The organism is Chitinophaga sp. Hz27 (assembly GCF_042263525.1).
Taxonomy (GTDB): Bacteria; Bacteroidota; Bacteroidia; order Chitinophagales; family Chitinophagaceae; genus Chitinophaga.
The window spans coordinates 1-16,539 of the sequence record NZ_JBHKFJ010000003.1 but is presented as its reverse complement, the minus strand read 5'-3'; the positions used below and the strand labels follow the sequence as shown (position 1 = coordinate 16,539).

Genomic DNA, 16,539 nt, shown 5'->3' with positions numbered 1-16,539 from the left:
AGTGGCATTTGCGGAGTTGAGGTACTTCGACCCGTCTCTACTCTGTAGAGACCGTGACTTGGTTATAAATTAAGTAATTACTAAAAACGCAAAATCCATTTCGGTTAAGAAGTGGCATTTGCGGAGTTGAGGTACTTCGACCCGTCTCTACTCTGTAGAGACCGTGACTTGGTTATAAATTAAGTAATTACTAAAAACGCAAAATCCACTTCCGTTAAGAAGTGGCTTTTTGCGGACCGGACGGGACTCGAACCCGCGACCTCCGCCGTGACAGGGCGGCATTCTAACCAACTGAACTACCGATCCTCAATACAGACGGCCTTTTGAGCCGTTCTTTATTCCCCGTTTGGGGTCGCAAATATAGCGACAAATGTTTCAAACAACCAAAAATATTTTTATAATTTAAAAATATTCGCATTTTTACATTGTGTCAAATTGTAAAAATCCTGACCTATGAATACCGGTATAATCAGCCTGGGACTCGTTTTGGCAAACATTATTGTGTCGTGGATGGCGTTTAGAAATAAAAAGTTCAACGAACAATATATTTTAAAGGCAGATAAAATTTTTATCTCCAGACAATACTACCGCTTCCTTACAGCGGGCTTTATTCATCGTAGCTGGTCTACACTGCTACTGAATATGTTCACCATTTACTTTTTTACCTCCCAGACCGTTTATGCATTACCGATAGTACCTTTCGTGTTGACTTATTTTATTTCCCTGCTATTAGGAAATATTATCCAGCTGTTTGCCTACCGTAAACAGAACGGACTTCCCATCTGTGGCGCCCAATGGGCCACCGCTGGCATGATGCTCGCCACCATCGCCAGGGTAGGAGACCTGCCGCTTAGCATTTTCGGACTGTTTAACATGGCCGCCTGGCTTTATGCCTTGATATTCCTGCTTATATATATTCTGCCGCTGGTATGGCCTAAATATGGGCAATACAAAGGAGATATCGATGACCGTTATAACCTGGAACGCGCCGACAGAGCACAAATCATAGACGATATCCTGGAAAAAATTCAGAAAAAAGGCATTAACAGCCTCACCACCGCCGAAAGAAAAGCCCTGGAAGAACATTCTCAGAAGCTCTAGTTGACAGGAATATCATTAATTTGTACCTGAGAAAAATTAATCCGGATCTGATTTATGTCCCAACTACAAGCGAAATTCCGACAGATTATCATTCCTTCATTGCTGACTGTTATCAGCTTTATTGGACTATATACCCTGCTCCATTGGTTACTGTTCATCAAGTTGGAATTATTTCCATTAGATGAGGAATTACTGCTATTCTGGTTGCCATTCCTGCTATCTTGGGTACCCGTATTGGTATGGTACAGACATAAAATTAAGATGGTTGCCGCCAACGGTACCCGGGAATTCGTATTACAGCTTTTCCTGGCATTATCCATGGCCATTCCTACCATTGTAGTACAACATTACCTGGTATCTGCCGCCGGCACGCTAACTCCCCTCCAGAAAATAGCTGACATCAGCAATGCCCCTAAAACTAAATATTACAGTCTTAAAGATTTTTATATCGATAAAACAAATATCGGCGTTGTTAATGACGCTGATATCTCTGGCCGCAATAACGAGAATTTTAATATGCACATCTACGTGGTGCTGCCAATTCTTGATAAGGCTGCCGATACCGCCAGCCACCAATGCCAGGCCTGGTACACTATTCACTACTTTAAAACCTTAAGTAATAATCTCAGTGGTGATGAAAAGGAAGCTGCCTTCAAAACTTTTGCAAATGAAACAGAGCTGAAGTTTGATAAAGATTCCATGAAGACTTTTACTTACCTGGAACGTGTTCCTGTAAGTGAGGCTGGTACTGCCTTTCAAAAAGCAATAAAAGAAAGTAAATCAATTTCCGCCTCCAATGCACCTGTGCTGATGCCTAAATTCGGCACTTTTCAAGAACGTAACAGTTCTCCTATATGGATGCCACTCTCCTTCCTGCTCTTCTTTGGTATATGGGCTTGTATCGTTGTATACGCCCCATTACGTGAAGTGCCGGCAGATGAATTAGATACAGATATGCACACCATCAAAGAAAGACATGAACATCATGAATACCAGGGGCAGCAACAATATCAGGCGCCTGCCCGCCCGCGAAAACCTAATTACAGCGTGCTGAAAATAAGAAAGGGCTATGTGGTGACGCCTATGTTAATCTATATCAACGTAGCTGTTTATCTGATAATGGCATTCTCTGGTTTGGGCGTTCTGGCCTTCCGTTCCGATGATTTGTTGAAATGGGGTGCCGACTTCAGACCCTATACCATCAATGGCCAGTGGTGGAGATTAGTAACCAGTATGTTCCTCCATGGTGGCCTGATGCACGTGGCCATGAATATGTACGGACTCTTATTTGCCGGTAGTTTCCTGGAACGGCTGCTCGACAGTAAAAAACTCCTGATCGTATACATGATCACCGGAATTGTCGCCAGTCTGGCCAGCATCGCTTGGCACCCGGAAACTGTCAGCGTAGGTGCTTCCGGCGCTATCTTTGGCTTGTTTGGTGTCATACTCGCTTTCCTGATCAGTGACAGGAAAAATGAATTCTCTAAAGGTCTGCTCATGAATATGCTGTTCTGGATTGGGTTCAATCTGATGCTCGGACTCAACGAAGGAATTGATAATGCCGCACATATAGGCGGGCTTGTCAGCGGATTGATTATCGGCTACTTCCTGGCCCCCGGCATGAAACGAAAGCTCGAAGACCTACGCCAGGGACGTATGACAGGGACATCTGACGAAAACTAATTTTATCATAACAACAATTATATCCAAGAAAAACCTATTGTCTACTTAAAAACTCTATGCCTGTATGAAAATAAAAATGCTTTTGTTTGCCTCTCTGCTGGCAACTTCCGCAGCCTATGCTCAATCCAGTTGTGATTGTGCCGCGGAATTCAAATATATTAAGCAGAAGGTGGAAACAAACTATGCCGGGTTCAATGATAAAATAAAACAGAAAGGTCGCCTCAGATATGACAGCATAAGCAATAGCGTCCTGAAACTGGCGCCTAAAGCTACGCAGCCTGCCTATTGCCTGTTCCTGGTACAGAAGTACCTGGACTATTTTCAAGATGGTCATCTGGTATTATACCGTAAACAGGATAGTGTTCAGAAACCTTGGGGTGAATATGTGCGCCAGATCCGCGCAGAGGCCACACCGGTAAAACTGAAGCCAGGACGAGTTTCTGACCTGAAAATGTCCACCGGCCCTGAAGGAATTTACTGGAATAAAGACAGAACTTTCCGTATCGCTGTCGCAAAAGATGTCAATCCATTCAGAAATTATATCGCCCAGATTATGATCTCTCCCAGCAATAGCTGGCGCCCAGGTGATATCCTGATGGAGCTGAACTACGACTCCATTCATTTTAAATTTACCGGTTTTGAATATACCGAAGATGGTATGGTAACACCGGTTGCGTATAACTCCAACGGAAGTTATTTCGGGCCATGGCTGAGAGAAGGCAGAGCGCCGGATAGCACACAGATGGCTACCGGCACTGAGAAAAAGACCAGATTACCATGGACCTCTGGTAAACAACTTACTCCTAAAACCTTTTACCTGCGCGTAGCTTCTTTCAATACTGATCAGGCAAAGGTGATTGACTCTGTAGTTAAAGCTAACAAAGAGGCAATCGAAGCATCTCCTTACCTGATTGTGGATATCCGTGGAAATGGCGGTGGATCGGATTATTCCTATAGCTTTATCTCTCCTTATCTCTATACGGATTCAGTTAAGGTGGTAGGTGTAGATTTCTATTCTACAAAAGATAATATTATCGCCTGGAAAAAAGTCGCTAACATGCCTGATATGCCAGAAAGCAGCAAAAAAATGATTAGCACATTTGTAGACTCTATGGCGCTGCATCCTGGTAAGATGATTCGCGTTATTCCTGATCAATATAAGAAACTGACTGTAAATCATGCTGCTCCTAAAAAAGTGGTAGTATTAATGGATGGAGAAAATGCCAGCACTGCAGAACAGTTTATCATGGAAGCAGCACAGAGCAAGAAGACAACGTTAATGGGGACACATAGCGCTGGTATTCTTGACTATGCCAATATGCTGGATATTGATTTCAAATCACTGCACTATACTCTGGGGTATCCATCTTCTCGTAGCCGTCGCGTAGATATGGGCCAGGGTATCGATAATGTGGGCATTAAACCACAAATTCAGTTAAAGGCTGATGAGGACTGGATTGCAGCAGCACAGGTTTATCTCGAAGGGAACAGTAAGTAAACATTACGCATATACGAAATTGATCCCGGTTGCTATTATAGCGACCGGGATTTTTTATATGCCTCCAATGCCAGGCGGCCATAATTATCGGCGATGCGCGTGGTTTCCGGAAGCCGGAAAGTAGTTGCTGTTTTGAGTACAATATCGGTGGCAGTAGATAAGGAAATCATATGCCCGACGGAAACATATACCGGTCTTATTCCTGTTTGGGTACGTAACACATTACCAATTACTTCCTGGTTATCTTCTGCCAGCAAGGGACTGATGGAGCCACGATCCGAAGCAGGTTCTTCGAAGTGGCCATACAGGCGGGTTTTGCCGCATCCAATGGTAGGTTTCTGAATGGTAACGCCGAGGTGAGAGGCCATCCCGAATCTTCGTGGATGGGCAATGCCCTGTCCATCGCAGATGATCAGGTCAGGCTTTTGTTGCAGCTGTTCATATGCTACCAGCAATGGCGGTAGTTCACGGAAGGAGAATAGTCCTGGTATATATGGAAAAGTAACCTGCATGCAGTGCGTAGCGATTTCCACAATTTCCAGCGTGTCAAAATTTAATACGACGATGCTGCCGGCGATCAGGTCGGTTTCTTTATCATATTCCACGTCTGTTCCTGCTATAAATTTAACAGGATTAGGGAGATGATCAACAGCTGTTATCGTTTTTCGTAGTTGCTCCTGTTCGGCAATGGCAGCGGCTTCGCTAATCATAATCATAGGTTATACCACTAAGGTCGTAAAAATCATTATAACTGGTACATATTGAATATCTTTGTTGACGTATAGTACCCAAAGTTTGTCGTTTACAGCCATTTGATATTTTTCCATCAGCACATAAGTTTGTATTAGCAACATAGCAATTTATTCAGCCATTAAATTTATTAGTTATGAGTAATACACCGGCAATTGTACTTAGTATTGAAACTATTGTAAATGCGCCAATAGAGAAGATTTGGAAGATGTGGTCTGATCCGAATGATATTATCCAGTGGAACACTGCTTCTGACGACTGGCATACACCTCGCGCAGAAAACGATTTGCGTACCGGAGGCAAATTTGTATATCGTATGGATGCCAAGGATGGCAGCTTTGGATTTGATTTTGGGGGCGAATATACACTGGTAGATGATCATAAGATCATTGAATACAAACTGGGTGACGGCAGAAAAGTGAAAGTAATGTTTGAGCCAGTAGAAGGTGGTGTACGCATTACAGAAGATTTTGAAGCGGAAACCCAGAACACTCTTGAGATGCAGCAGGCAGGGTGGCAGTCTATCCTCAATAATTTTAAAAAGTATGTGGAGTCACACTAACGGTATCGTATAGACAAATTATTAAAAAAAATATGGCCGGGGTCATATATTCTTTATTTTTAGGTAAGATGAAAATACATATACTCGGCGCGTCTGGTGTTGGCGTAACCACCTTGGGCAATGCTTTGGCTCATTACCTGGATATTCCTTATTTCGACAGTGATAATTATTTTTGGTTACCTACGGTGCCACCGTTTTCGCAACGCCGTGATGCTGCCGAGCGTAATGAAATGTTACGTAGAGAGTTGGATAGGCAGGACAGCTGGGTGTTTGGTGGATCTGCTGTCAATTGGGGTGCGGATGTATTTCCTGTTTTTGATTTGGTCGTATTTTTATGGATACCTGCTGAGCTGCGTATGAAGCGCCTGCATGAAAGGGAGTTGCAACGTTATGGTACTGCGCTTGAAACAGATCCGGTATTACGTAAATCGCATGCAGCGTTTATGCAATGGGCTGCAGATTATGATGAGCAAACAGGCATTGCCAACAGAACTTTTGATGTACATAAAAATTGGTTATCTGAGCAGACGTCTCCGGTGTTGGAAGTTTTCGGTGATATTAGCGTAGAAGAGCGAATGGAGCGGGTTTTGTCATGGTGGGAGATCCATCATAATTAATAATATTTCGCTCAATTTTTTACTTGTTCACTCAACAAGAATTACTCATAATCCCTGAATGAAAATGAACGGAAAATAACCGTTCATTTTTTTTGTGTGTATAACCTCGCGATATACATTTGCTGTATAGAAATGTTTGTGCCCAAAACCATTGTATATGTTAACCATAGATTTTGAAAATGTTTATAGTTGTATGAGGTCTTCGATAGACGTGCGTAGGATTTATTTTCATGCATCAACAAGTGAAAATAAACTTGTTCAGTTGTTGATTAAGATAGATCCAATGAATAATCCAGCATTTAAAGGATGCAATATACTTTCATTTGGTCCCTTGAAAAGTACTGGTGAAGTTGATACGCTTATTAGAATTAAATACCTACATGTAGGTAAGGTCTTATCGACTGTATTGTTTGAAGCATGGAGCTTTTTAAGAGAAAATCCAGAATACTATTTAATAGTAGATGGCTCTACAGAACTTAGGACGATCTTATATCATCAAATACTAAAGAATAATCGGAGCTATTTAGAGTTGTTTTTTAAACCAATAGGTATTGATTATTATGTCCGGAGAAAAAGAGATAAAACCTATGAAAGAGATGTGAATGGCGCACTATTGCCTAAACCTATGTTCCAAAAATTTGACTATGAAAGGACTAAATACTATTTGTATATGTATTATGCATTAAAGCTCAATGAAGACATTGCTAATATGCTTATCAAAACAAATAGCTTATAAATTCAAACATATGGGACGAGAAGTTACTCCTGAAATGGTAAAGAGAGTCGAAAATAGAATAAAGAGTTATATGGAGCATCTGAAAAATGTGATAGTTGATGAGCCTTATAACGACACTGTAGTACTTTCTGAAGACCTTCTTGAATTGCGTAAATATCTATCAAACGAAAAGAATGCAGACGATTCTGCATTTAGTGGCTGGTGTGCCGAACAACGTGGGGAATGGCAGAAGCAGCAGGATAATGAACGTGCAGCCTACAAAGAAAAATTAGCAATGGAAAACAAGGATTCGCAAGCAGCTCCATGTACGTTAAACGAAACTTATACAAATTAAGAATTGAAATTTTATCTTATGAATATACATATTACGCCGGATATAGTGGCAAGAGTAAACAAGAAATACGAAATGGAGAAAAGAAATCGGAAAACAGTGACATTTGAAGAGCCCCTAGAGATTTCGGTACAGTGGTCGACTGGCCTCCTTGAATTACAAGAATATTTGTCAGTTGAGGAGAACGCCGACGATTTTGCATTTAGTGGCTGGTGTGCCGCACAACGTGGCGCATGGCAAAAACAAAGAGACCTGGAACGCGCCGAAATGAAAAGAGAAAAGGAGTCAGCGAAGAGGATTGACACCTGAAAAGATTAATAGCAGCAGTATGGCGACGGCTTTCATTAATGCATTCGCAATATTGCTGCTATATAATAACTACTACCACTCCCGCAATACCTCCAGAAACCTTGTCAACTCTTCCCCATCATTATAGTAATGAGGTGAAACTCGCATTACCCAATCAATGCCCTTCTCCTGGAAATCAATAACAGCAGAAGATTTTAAAGAAGTAAAGATATTTATGCCTCGTTCTCTGAAAAACTGCTTAGCACCTGCTTCCTGCTTACCCGCTACTGTAAACGTAATGATAGATGACAATTGTTTGCCCCTATCCTGAAGCTTCACACCAGGAACCTCCTGCAAAGCAAGCCGCAACTCCGTCGCCAACATCTGGTTACGCGTAGACACATTCTCAATGCCAATGTCAAGTAAATATTTCAATGCAGCTATACTACCCATCTGTATGGCCCGCGATTTCTCCCATAACTCAAAACGCTTAGCATCGGTGCCTGGAGTATAGGTAAAAGGACCTGTCCATACATTACCAGCACCATCTGGTAATAGTGGCTCTAAGCCCATATCCAGGGCTCTGTCAGAAACATATAACAAACCAGCACCTCTTGGGCCTCGCAGGAATTTTCTGGTCGTGCCACTGATGAAATCCGCCTTGGTAGCCGCCGCAGTAACGGGCAACTGACCCAGCGACTGACAAGCATCCAACAAGTATAATGTATCATACCTACTCGTAATTTCACCAATTGCTTCCGCAGGTTGAACTAATCCTGAGCTGGTAGGAATATGTGTGATAGATACTAACTTAGGATGGTAAGTACGAATCTTGTCTTCCAAATCTTCCAGGTCGATCTCTCCGTCAGCTACATTTTTTACCAATACTAACTTAATACCATAGCGCTTCTCCAGATTAATCAGCGAAATGAAATTAGCTGGATAATCATTTTCAGTTAACAATACAACATCGCCTTCCTTAAAAGGTACGGCAGACAAAGCCTTGTTATAACTATCAGTTGAATTGGTAGTAAATGCAATATTGCGCGAATGTGTTTGCAGTAACTGCGCTGCTAAATCATAAAAGGAATCAAGTGCTACAGCATATTTCTCAGCTGTTTCATATCCACCGAACTCGGCTTCCTCTTTTATGTATTCTTGCATGGCTGTTAGCACAGGAAGCGGAATCAAGGCTGCGCCGGCGTTATTGAGGTGAATAACATGGTCGCAACCTGGGGTGTCTCTGCGAAGGGTATTCAAGTCCATAGTAGCTTAATTTTTTGAATTGTTTCCGTCCTCTAAATTTAAACAAAACCCACCGCTTACCAGCAAAAATTAAAGGTCTACATCTACCTGAACAAAAAAAATAATACAAAATGGCTCCTGGTATATGCCAGGAGCCATTTTGCTAGAAATATAAATCTATAAGGTCTTTATTTACGAATGCGCCTGTTTGCGTGCCGGAGGCTACCGCCTGAGCAACAGATCTACCCATGGTGATGTTATCGCCGCAGGCATAGATGCCGGGCACTGTCGTCCGTTGGAAAACATCTGTTTTTACCAGACCTGATTCTGTCAATTCACAACCCAATTCACTGATCAGCTTGGATCCCTGTGTGAATGCAGGTCTTGCATATATAGCGGTTACTGCATACTCACTGCTATCATTAAACCCAATCGTATTAATATAGCCGTTCCCGTGATTGAATGCAGCAATAGGTTTATCAACAATGTTGATTTTATGATGATGGAATTTAGCTAATTGCTGCTCTGTGAAATCAGGTGTGCCATTGGTGAAAATAGTAAGGTCTTTTGTCCAGTTGAAGATGAGTTTCACAAATTCATAACCCATATTACCATTGGCCATTATGCCCGTACGTTGATGGCTGACCTCATATCCATGGCAGAATGGACAATGTATAATGGAGATACCCCAGCACTCTGCAAAGCCTGGAATGGCTGGCATATGGTCTTTCAGGCCTGTTGCAAATACTATTTTGCTGGCGAGGTACGACTCGCCGGCAGCGGTACTCACCCCGAAGCCATCCGCCTGTTGCTGAACGGCCGTTACCAATCCTTGCAGATAGTTTACCGTAGGATATTTTAATACTTGCTCCCTGGCGGCCGCTGCTATAGCTGCTGGCTTATCTCCATCATGCGTGATGAAGTTATGTGAATGTGGCGTTTGCCTGTTGCATGGCTCTCCAGCATCTATAATCATTACCTTACGTAATGAGCGGCCAAGCGACATGCCCGCTGACAGGCCAGCATAGCTGCCGCCAATGATAATCACATCATAATAGTCTCCTGATTGCATATTTCCCGTTTTTCCTGGCGACAAATTTATGCAAAAATATATAAATGCAACTATGTTGCAAATAATTTATTAAATCGGATATGAAAAAATGTCCATGTTATTATGATTTTAGTCCATCGGCAAAACAACGGCTCCCCACTAATTTTGTGGTCTATTTAGAAAAATAAAATACTATGCAAAACACAAACAAACTGGCATTTTTAATTCTCCGTATAGGCATTGGTTTGCTGTTCCTGACTTTTGGTATCATGAAAATAATGGGTGGCCCTGCCTTATGGGGATTCCTCGGCGGCACACTGAAAACAGTTGGTATCAACTTCTGGCCTGAAGCATGGGGACTAGCAGCATCATTAGCTGAATTAATCGGCGGACTCGCACTGATCAGCGGATTCTTTGTAAGACCTTTAGCGATCGCATTGTTACTGACAATGGTAGTAGCTACCATCTTCAAAATATCTAGTGGAGCGCCATTCGCAGAAACATCTTATCCATTGACGATGGTGCTGGTAACACTGTTCTATGCACTAAACAATGGTAAATACAGCACTGCAAAATAACTATTGAAGCATAGCATCTGCTTTCAGTAAAGCTTCGTCTGAAGTTAATTGATGACGTCGAAAGAAAGTAATCAACTGTTGTAATCTTTGCTCATTGCTATAAACCACTGCCATGGCAAGTTTCTGCTGGCAAACAGCACAGAGCCGGGCGGGAGTTCTATCTGTTTCTTCGAGTCCGTTGGTACCATTCATCGTGCATTTCGCATGGATACAATGATGCATCGAAAACATATGACCAATTTCATGGGTACTGATGATAAGCAATCTGCGTAAGCAGACAGTATAATTTGATGAGTCGAGTTGTTGATTTTGTAATCTGTATATTGAAGAAATACCTACTTGCTCGCTATAAGATGCAAGCCCAAATACGTAATTCCAGCTGCTTTGAGGATAGAGGTCTTTTGCACTGATAGCCAGCAGCACGATAGCGTCTTTGGGCTTTTTCGTTTTTATTACACTGTCCAAAATATAGGAGGCCAATAGCTGAGGGTGATTGTCTTCACCATATAGGCGCTGTGCTATAGGTGGCATAGTATCACTAATAGCTGGCAATACAACGGTTTTAAGTTGGAAAAATGTTTCATTATAGCTCCGCGTTGCGGCGATTATTTCTTTTTGCAGTGGCGTGAATGTACCAACTGGCAAGAGATATATAACTGATCTTTCCGAACTTGCCTTGATAGGATGTGCCGCCTTGTATTCTTTTAGTGACTGACCGTTTTCTTTATGCTTGTATAACCATTCTCCCCGTTGGGGCGCCTGTAGCGGAATATCATTTTTAGCAATCCTGGAAAAATAGGCTGGTGACTGCCTGCAGGCATATAGTATAGCCGATATTAGTAGTAGGGATAGTAGCTTACGCATTATAACGGAATAGGTTATACGTAAGTTAACTGATTATTTCAAACTATCCACCACAATACCTGCAATATCAGTTATCATTTTGGTGGGGGAATTGCAATCACAATTGCTGAACCCTAAAATATAGATGTCTTTATCAGGAAAATAGATGCCCATTGTTTTGAATCCAAAAATATTACCACCGTGTTCTCTGTCTACATGGTGATTTATTGCACGAAGATGCCAACCATAGCCATAATTAGTATCATCTCCATTTGATAATTTATACTGCTTGAAAGCTTGTTGTGTGGCGGATTTTCCAAGTAGTAGGTTGTTATTTAAAGCCTGTTGCCATTTGAGCATATCACTGGTTGTAGACATCAATGCACCGGCTGCATACGGAATAGTAAAGCTGATACGGGTTTTATTTACATAACCCATTTCTTTTTTAGAATATCCATAGGCACGGTTCTTAATGACGTCTCTATCGCTGGCATAGCGGGAATGCGACATTCCCGCTTTTTGAAAAATATGTTGTTGAATATAGTGTTGGTAAGTTTCGCCAGACACCAATTCTATAATATAGCCTAGTAACACATATCCTGAATTGTTATAAGCAAACTTTTCGCCTGGTAGAAAATCGACTGGCTCATGCTTGAAAAAGTTTACCATCATTTCTGGGGTCATCTCTGTGGATGAGATACTGGATAGAGATTTCATGGTAGTGAAATCTTTGATGCCGGAAGTATGTGTCAGTAGGTTATGCAAGGTAATATTACTACCGTTGGGATAATCTGGGATATACTTGGACACAGGATCCTGTACAGACAATTTTCCAGCCTCTTCCAACATTAGGATGGCAATGGCTGTGAATTGTTTGGTCATGCTTCCCAGCTGAAAAATCATGTCGATATTCATGTCTGTGTTAAGTTCCAGGTTAGCTTTTCCAAAAGCTTTATGGTAAACTATTTGCCCGTGTTTAGCCACCATAATTATGCCTCCAGGCCCGTTGGGATCATTAAATGTTATGTGAGCCAGACTATCCAGCTGCTGTACTGGTACCTGTGCGATGGTACTATTTAGAGAGAAGATAAGTAGGAGAAGAAAAATGTATTTAAAAATTATCATGATATAACATAAGATCGATGAATGATAAAGTTATTGTATTGTTGTGGGGGAGGAGACTATTTGTGATGATCTATGGGAATTATGTTACGAAAATAAGCTGATGACGAAGATTTACAGCTTATAAAAAAATGTTTATGATTAGTATAATGGATAAGCTGAATTTGGTAGTACAGAAGCTGCAACAAGAGAATTATGATCCGATAATTAAGTCTGATAGCCCTGAAGAATCAGCCTGGAAGATAATTACATGGACCGATGAGAAAGGAGATGAATGTAGGATTTTTGAAGAAGATATCGCCATAAAAGATGGTAGCCTGGCATGGTTCCAATCAAGCAAACACGATAATTTTCTCGTGAAGATTTATGAGAATGATAGTTCGTTTAGCTGGGAGGCAGTGACGTATAATCCATTTTTTGGCTGTTACTGTATTTTGCTTGAATGGTATAAAGATCATTTGATCTTTATCTATCAGGAGAAACATGATATTTACATTTGTGCCATTAAAAATCATCATGTTAATTATTTCAATTATCATGGTGAAGACATTGAGCGTAATGGTAATGTAATTGCTTACGATACTTATACAGGTAAAAATCCAGAAATAGTACGACTCATTCAAATACCTGAGTTGATAGAATTGGCGCCTATAACAGCGGCAGAAGCTGAAGAACGGGGATTAATACCAACTGGATTAAACAGGCCTGGTAATTTCCTGGGATTGAAATGAATGTGTTTAAACACTTATAATGAGTACTGCTTTGCAATTGCAGCCGCTATTTTGATAAACGGTCAAAAACAGTAATAGATGACCATGTAGTGTGGTGGAATAGTGCTAACTTTTCTTCATATTGTGTCACAGATAACTGCTGCTTGCGTTCCCAAAAGCGAAGGTCTGGCAGTTATAATTATTCCCCACCCAAAAATTACGTAATGAAAAAGTCAATCATTGCTTGTACTCTCTTTTTATTCAACATTACTGCTTATGCCCAATTCACAAATCTACCTAGCGGCGACAACAAGCGTGCTACTGTTAGTGAGGGCATTGGAATCACACAGGTATCAATCAACTATAGTCGCCCTGGCGTTAAGCACAGAGAAGGACATATCTGGGGCGAGGTAGTTCATAAAGGTTTTGCTAATCTTGGCTTTGGTTCTTCGAAGGCGGCGCCGTGGCGTGCAGGCGCAAACGAAAACACGACTATTACTTTCTCTACCGATGTAAAAGTAAATGGTCAATCATTGCCTGCAGGAACTTACGGTTTCTTTGTTGCTTATGATCCCGATGAAAGCACTTTAATCTTTTCAAAAAACGCATCATCATGGGGTAGCTTTTACTACGATCCTAATGAAGATGCGCTGCGCGTAAAAGTAAAGCCAGTAGCTAATGATAAGAGTGTTGAATGGCTTAAGTATGAATTCACAGATGAAACACCTTCCAGCGCTACCATTGCATTGGAATGGGAAAAACTGATTTTCTCTTTTAAAGTAGATGTTGACCTGGTAAACACACAGATCGCATCCTTCCGCAAGGAACTGCGCGGCAGCAGTGGCTTCATCTGGCAAACATGGAATACTGCAGCCAGCTTCTGTGAACAAAATAATACAAACCTGCAGGAAGCACTGCTATGGGCGGATACAGCTACTAGTATTAGTACGGGTGGTTCACAGAGTTTTCAGGCCTGGAGCACGAAAGCTGGTATCCTGGATAGTCTTGGCCGCAACCAGGAAGCGATGGCCGTCATGAAAAAAGCCTTGCCTTTTGGTAATGTTAATGAGTTATATTATTACGCCAGATCGCTTGCACACCTTAAAAAAGGAAAAGAAGCATTTGAGATCTTTAAAATGGATTACGACAAACATCCTGATGAATTTCTTACTAATGCGGGTATGGCCCGTGGATACTCAGCACTGGGCGATTACAAGAAAGCGCTAGTATACGCACAAAAATCACTTTTACAAGCACCTGATCTGCCAAATAAAACGCGGCTGGAGAATATGGTTAAAACATTACAGGATGGTAAGGATATCAACTTGTGATAAATCATTACCCAAAAATATTTATTTTAATAAACGGGGAGCCAGTGCTGGTTTCCCGTTTATTCATCTTAGTGATTGCTGTCTTTATTCCCACAAAATCATTTTAAACAAAAACCTATGTTAAAGTGTGTTTTAGTTTCTTTTCTCTGTCTTCTTGTTAGTAAAACGGCATTTTGTCAACATCATGAGATGTCAAAGCAGGAAAGGGATTCAATCATGAATTTATTGGTGCAGGTTGATACAGACGATCAGCGGTACAGAAGTGCATTGCAGTCTGTACAAAGCCAATATGGTGGCAATTCTCCAGAGATGAAGTCTTTGATTGGAAAAATGAATACAGCAGATTCAATCAATCTGATAAAAGTATCTGCGATACTAGATCATTATGGCTGGTTAGGCGCTAAAGAAATTGGGAATCAGGGTAATGTCACCTTGTTCATGGTAATTCAGCATTCTCGCAGCGAAGCGCAGGAAAAGTATTTACCTATGATGCGTGACGCCGTGAAAAAGGGCAATGCAAATGCTGGCAGCCTGGCCTTATTGGAAGATCGAGTAGCTTTACATCATGGTCAACGCCAGCGATATGGCAGCCAGCTAATGTGGGACATGAGAACCAACCAATATCGGCTGTCCCCTCTCGAGGATCCGGATAATGTAGATGCGAGGCGCCTCGCAGTTGGACTTCCATCGCTGCAGGAATACCTGGCTTTATTTGGGCTTGAATGGAATTTGGATGAATACAAAAAAACGGCGGCCGTAAACGAAGCTGAATTTTTTAAGCATAATCCAATGTAATACACCTGGAATATGGTAACATTAAAATATACTTACCGCTGAAAGATTGGCGCCTATTCCTTTGAGTGCGGCATATGTCAGCTTATCCATCCTGGCGCCTGAGAAATCAATTGTTTTAATAGCGATATAATACCTGTTGGTAAGCGCAAAGGTTGTACGGAAGGAAACGTTTTTTAGTGTAGCCCCAATAAATGTAGTCTTGGTCAGTGCGCCATTGTGAAACTTTACATTGGAAAAAGTCTGACCATTAAAACATACGCCACTCAAATCAGAGTAGTCGAAATCCACGCCATCAAAGACACAATTAGTAAAAATAGTCTTACGGAGATCCGTCTTACTCAGCTTTACATCTAGCAAGGTAGCATTCGCAAATGTAGCGCCATTCAAGGCAGACTTATTAAATTCAGTACGAACAAGTATCGTTTTATTAAAACTTGCATCAGAAAGATCACTGGTTGTCAGGATACAGTCTGTAAGATTTGTTTCATTAAAATTAGCGTTGTGCATATTGCTGCTTATAAACGAACTCCCTGTTAGATCGGCGGCTGAAAAGTTGGCATTTGGTAATGCGCTGCCATTAAATTTTCGTTTATGCGCGGTAATGCCTGTAAAGTCAGTGTCGGCCAGATTGCTTCCGCTGAAGTTCATCAGTAGATGGTGATTATCTGATGCGGTAGGTGTGGGGCTAGGCGTTGCTGTGGTGTTATCGCTCCCAGTTTTTAAGCTGGATACTTCTGCGGTAGTATTGGAAGAAGGGAAGTTTTCAGAGAAATAATTAAGGTCCACGCTGAGGATTTCAGCGAGTTTATTAAAGGTGATGATATCTGGTGTAGATTCGCCTCGTTCCCATTTTCCCACTGCTTGTGGGCTTATAAATAAAAGTTGTGCGAGTTGTGTTTGTGAGAGATTTACTTTTTTTCTTGCCTGAGCAATTTTACCTCCAATAATCTTGGTATCCATAAGTAATATCTGTTTTTGTGACCCTACAAAGGTATTGCGTTTAGTATCGGAATCATAAAAAGCATCCTTCCAAATGGTGGTAATGACCCTACTTATGATTGTCATGTTACAACTAATGGTTGTAATGATTGATAGCTAATGAATTGAAGATAGGACGATTTAAAGAAGGCGGTTGTGAAAAAGTAGGCCGGATGGGAATCTTGTTGACTCAATATGGTTATGAGCAAGCATCTAATTGCTACGAATAGGAGATCGTGGCACAGTAACCACCATAAACGAAAAAAGCACCTCTATTCAGAGATGCTTTTTTGCGGACCGGAGGGGACTCGAACCCGTCT

18 protein-coding genes and 1 tRNA gene are annotated in these 16,539 nt (G+C 41.4%); 12 read left to right on the top strand and 7 right to left on the bottom strand.

Going from position 1 to position 16,539, the window contains the following annotated elements:
- Positions 1-232: 232 nt before the first annotated feature.
- Positions 233-306, bottom strand: a tRNA-Asp gene (locus ACE38W_RS06915).
- A 147-nt stretch (positions 307-453) separates the two neighbouring features.
- On the opposite strand from ACE38W_RS06915, the gene ACE38W_RS06910 reads away from it, so the two are divergent.
- The 3 genes from ACE38W_RS06910 (at position 454) to ACE38W_RS06900 (ending at position 4,282) form a co-directional block, all read left to right on the top strand.
- Positions 454-1,101, top strand: a complete 648-nt coding sequence (locus ACE38W_RS06910) for a rhomboid family intramembrane serine protease (RefSeq protein ID WP_375829677.1) — start codon at positions 454-456, stop codon at positions 1,099-1,101.
- Positions 1,102-1,155: 54 nt separating this feature from the next.
- Positions 1,156-2,784: a rhomboid family intramembrane serine protease gene (locus tag ACE38W_RS06905; protein WP_375829676.1), complete on the top strand. Its 1,629-nt coding sequence runs from the start codon at positions 1,156-1,158 to the stop codon at positions 2,782-2,784.
- A gap of 64 nt (positions 2,785-2,848) precedes the next feature.
- A complete protein-coding gene (locus ACE38W_RS06900; RefSeq protein WP_375829675.1) occupies positions 2,849-4,282 on the top strand; it encodes a S41 family peptidase in 1,434 nt (477 codons plus the stop codon).
- Positions 4,283-4,317: 35 nt separating this feature from the next.
- Here ACE38W_RS06900 and nfi read toward each other — a convergent pair whose 3' ends face one another.
- Positions 4,318-4,992, bottom strand: a complete 675-nt coding sequence (nfi, locus tag ACE38W_RS06895; protein WP_375829674.1) for a deoxyribonuclease V — start codon at positions 4,990-4,992, stop codon at positions 4,318-4,320.
- 176 nt (positions 4,993-5,168) lie between these two features.
- Between nfi and ACE38W_RS06890 the strand changes: the two genes are divergently transcribed.
- From ACE38W_RS06890 to ACE38W_RS06870, 5 genes are all read left to right on the top strand, one after another.
- Positions 5,169-5,594 carry an SRPBCC family protein gene (locus ACE38W_RS06890; protein WP_375829673.1) on the top strand — a complete coding sequence of 142 codons (426 nt, stop codon included), beginning with the start codon at positions 5,169-5,171 and terminating at the stop codon, positions 5,592-5,594.
- Positions 5,595-5,662: 68 nt separating this feature from the next.
- The gene (locus tag ACE38W_RS06885) at positions 5,663-6,211 is read left to right on the top strand and encodes a hypothetical protein (protein WP_375829672.1); all 549 of its coding nucleotides are present in this window, start codon (positions 5,663-5,665) and stop codon (positions 6,209-6,211) included.
- Between the two features lie 157 nt (positions 6,212-6,368).
- Positions 6,369-6,947, top strand: a complete 579-nt coding sequence (locus ACE38W_RS06880) for a DUF6934 family protein (protein ID WP_375829671.1) — start codon at positions 6,369-6,371, stop codon at positions 6,945-6,947.
- A gap of 10 nt (positions 6,948-6,957) precedes the next feature.
- Positions 6,958-7,281, top strand: coding sequence for a hypothetical protein (locus ACE38W_RS06875; RefSeq protein WP_375829670.1), 324 nt, complete (start codon positions 6,958-6,960; stop codon positions 7,279-7,281).
- An 18-nt stretch (positions 7,282-7,299) separates the two neighbouring features.
- On the top strand, positions 7,300-7,587 hold the full coding sequence (locus tag ACE38W_RS06870; protein WP_375829669.1) for a hypothetical protein: 288 nt from the start codon (positions 7,300-7,302) through the stop codon (positions 7,585-7,587).
- Positions 7,588-7,659: 72 nt separating this feature from the next.
- On the opposite strand, the gene ACE38W_RS06865 is transcribed toward ACE38W_RS06870, so the two are convergent.
- Both ACE38W_RS06865 and ACE38W_RS06860 read right to left on the bottom strand, forming a co-directional pair.
- Positions 7,660-8,832, bottom strand: coding sequence for an aminotransferase class V-fold PLP-dependent enzyme (locus tag ACE38W_RS06865; RefSeq protein WP_375829668.1), 1,173 nt, complete (start codon positions 8,830-8,832; stop codon positions 7,660-7,662).
- A 142-nt stretch (positions 8,833-8,974) separates the two neighbouring features.
- Positions 8,975-9,883 (bottom strand): NAD(P)/FAD-dependent oxidoreductase, encoded by a 909-nt coding sequence (locus ACE38W_RS06860; RefSeq protein ID WP_375829667.1) that lies wholly within the window; start codon positions 9,881-9,883, stop codon positions 8,975-8,977.
- A 173-nt stretch (positions 9,884-10,056) separates the two neighbouring features.
- Between ACE38W_RS06860 and ACE38W_RS06855 the strand changes: the two genes are divergently transcribed.
- Positions 10,057-10,440 carry a DoxX family protein gene (locus tag ACE38W_RS06855; RefSeq protein WP_375829666.1) on the top strand — a complete coding sequence of 128 codons (384 nt, stop codon included), beginning with the start codon at positions 10,057-10,059 and terminating at the stop codon, positions 10,438-10,440.
- Here the strand turns inward: ACE38W_RS06855 and ACE38W_RS06850 are convergent, their stop codons facing one another.
- Together ACE38W_RS06850 and ACE38W_RS06845 are read right to left on the bottom strand one after the other, a co-directional pair.
- Positions 10,441-11,304 (bottom strand): archaemetzincin, encoded by an 864-nt coding sequence (locus ACE38W_RS06850; protein ID WP_375829665.1) that lies wholly within the window; start codon positions 11,302-11,304, stop codon positions 10,441-10,443.
- A 33-nt stretch (positions 11,305-11,337) separates the two neighbouring features.
- A complete protein-coding gene (locus ACE38W_RS06845) occupies positions 11,338-12,408 on the bottom strand; it encodes a serine hydrolase domain-containing protein (protein ID WP_375829664.1) in 1,071 nt (356 codons plus the stop codon).
- A gap of 134 nt (positions 12,409-12,542) precedes the next feature.
- Between ACE38W_RS06845 and ACE38W_RS06840 the strand changes: the two genes are divergently transcribed.
- The 3 genes from ACE38W_RS06840 to ACE38W_RS06830 all read left to right on the top strand — a co-directional run bounded on the left by ACE38W_RS06840 (position 12,543) and on the right by ACE38W_RS06830 (position 15,241).
- On the top strand, positions 12,543-13,136 hold the full coding sequence (locus ACE38W_RS06840; protein WP_375829663.1) for a hypothetical protein: 594 nt from the start codon (positions 12,543-12,545) through the stop codon (positions 13,134-13,136).
- Between the two features lie 203 nt (positions 13,137-13,339).
- Complete coding sequence (locus tag ACE38W_RS06835) at positions 13,340-14,446, top strand: DUF2911 domain-containing protein (protein ID WP_375829662.1); 1,107 nt, start codon at positions 13,340-13,342, stop codon at positions 14,444-14,446.
- Between the two features lie 189 nt (positions 14,447-14,635).
- The gene (locus ACE38W_RS06830) at positions 14,636-15,241 is read left to right on the top strand and encodes a DUF6624 domain-containing protein (RefSeq protein WP_375829661.1); all 606 of its coding nucleotides are present in this window, start codon (positions 14,636-14,638) and stop codon (positions 15,239-15,241) included.
- A gap of 21 nt (positions 15,242-15,262) precedes the next feature.
- Here ACE38W_RS06830 and ACE38W_RS06825 read toward each other — a convergent pair whose 3' ends face one another.
- Positions 15,263-16,201 carry a pentapeptide repeat-containing protein gene (locus tag ACE38W_RS06825; protein ID WP_375829660.1) on the bottom strand — a complete coding sequence of 313 codons (939 nt, stop codon included), beginning with the start codon at positions 16,199-16,201 and terminating at the stop codon, positions 15,263-15,265.
- Between the last annotated feature and the right edge of the window lie 338 nt (positions 16,202-16,539).

What these genes read in the sequence shown, in the direction of transcription:
- ACE38W_RS06875 (WP_375829670.1), top strand. Translation starts at nt 6,958, where the DNA reads ATGGGACGAGAAGTTACTCCTGAAATGGTAAAGAGAGTCGAAAATAGA.
- ACE38W_RS06900 (WP_375829675.1), top strand. Translation starts at nt 2,849, where the DNA reads ATGAAAATAAAAATGCTTTTGTTTGCCTCTCTGCTGGCAACTTCCGCA.
- ACE38W_RS06840 (WP_375829663.1), top strand. Translation starts at nt 12,543, where the DNA reads ATGATTAGTATAATGGATAAGCTGAATTTGGTAGTACAGAAGCTGCAA.
- ACE38W_RS06880 (WP_375829671.1), top strand. Translation starts at nt 6,369, where the DNA reads ATGTTAACCATAGATTTTGAAAATGTTTATAGTTGTATGAGGTCTTCG.
- ACE38W_RS06905 (WP_375829676.1), top strand. Translation starts at nt 1,156, where the DNA reads ATGTCCCAACTACAAGCGAAATTCCGACAGATTATCATTCCTTCATTG.
- ACE38W_RS06865 (WP_375829668.1), bottom strand. Translation starts at nt 8,832, where the DNA reads ATGGACTTGAATACCCTTCGCAGAGACACCCCAGGTTGCGACCATGTT.
- ACE38W_RS06850 (WP_375829665.1), bottom strand. Translation starts at nt 11,304, where the DNA reads ATGCGTAAGCTACTATCCCTACTACTAATATCGGCTATACTATATGCC.
- ACE38W_RS06835 (WP_375829662.1), top strand. Translation starts at nt 13,340, where the DNA reads ATGAAAAAGTCAATCATTGCTTGTACTCTCTTTTTATTCAACATTACT.
- ACE38W_RS06830 (WP_375829661.1), top strand. Translation starts at nt 14,636, where the DNA reads ATGTCAAAGCAGGAAAGGGATTCAATCATGAATTTATTGGTGCAGGTT.
- ACE38W_RS06885 (WP_375829672.1), top strand. Translation starts at nt 5,663, where the DNA reads ATGAAAATACATATACTCGGCGCGTCTGGTGTTGGCGTAACCACCTTG.
- nfi (WP_375829674.1), bottom strand. Translation starts at nt 4,992, where the DNA reads ATGATTAGCGAAGCCGCTGCCATTGCCGAACAGGAGCAACTACGAAAA.
- ACE38W_RS06825 (WP_375829660.1), bottom strand. Translation starts at nt 16,201, where the DNA reads ATGGATACCAAGATTATTGGAGGTAAAATTGCTCAGGCAAGAAAAAAA.
- ACE38W_RS06860 (WP_375829667.1), bottom strand. Translation starts at nt 9,883, where the DNA reads ATGCAATCAGGAGACTATTATGATGTGATTATCATTGGCGGCAGCTAT.
- ACE38W_RS06890 (WP_375829673.1), top strand. Translation starts at nt 5,169, where the DNA reads ATGAGTAATACACCGGCAATTGTACTTAGTATTGAAACTATTGTAAAT.
- ACE38W_RS06870 (WP_375829669.1), top strand. Translation starts at nt 7,300, where the DNA reads ATGAATATACATATTACGCCGGATATAGTGGCAAGAGTAAACAAGAAA.
- ACE38W_RS06845 (WP_375829664.1), bottom strand. Translation starts at nt 12,408, where the DNA reads ATGATAATTTTTAAATACATTTTTCTTCTCCTACTTATCTTCTCTCTA.
- ACE38W_RS06855 (WP_375829666.1), top strand. Translation starts at nt 10,057, where the DNA reads ATGCAAAACACAAACAAACTGGCATTTTTAATTCTCCGTATAGGCATT.
- ACE38W_RS06910 (WP_375829677.1), top strand. Translation starts at nt 454, where the DNA reads ATGAATACCGGTATAATCAGCCTGGGACTCGTTTTGGCAAACATTATT.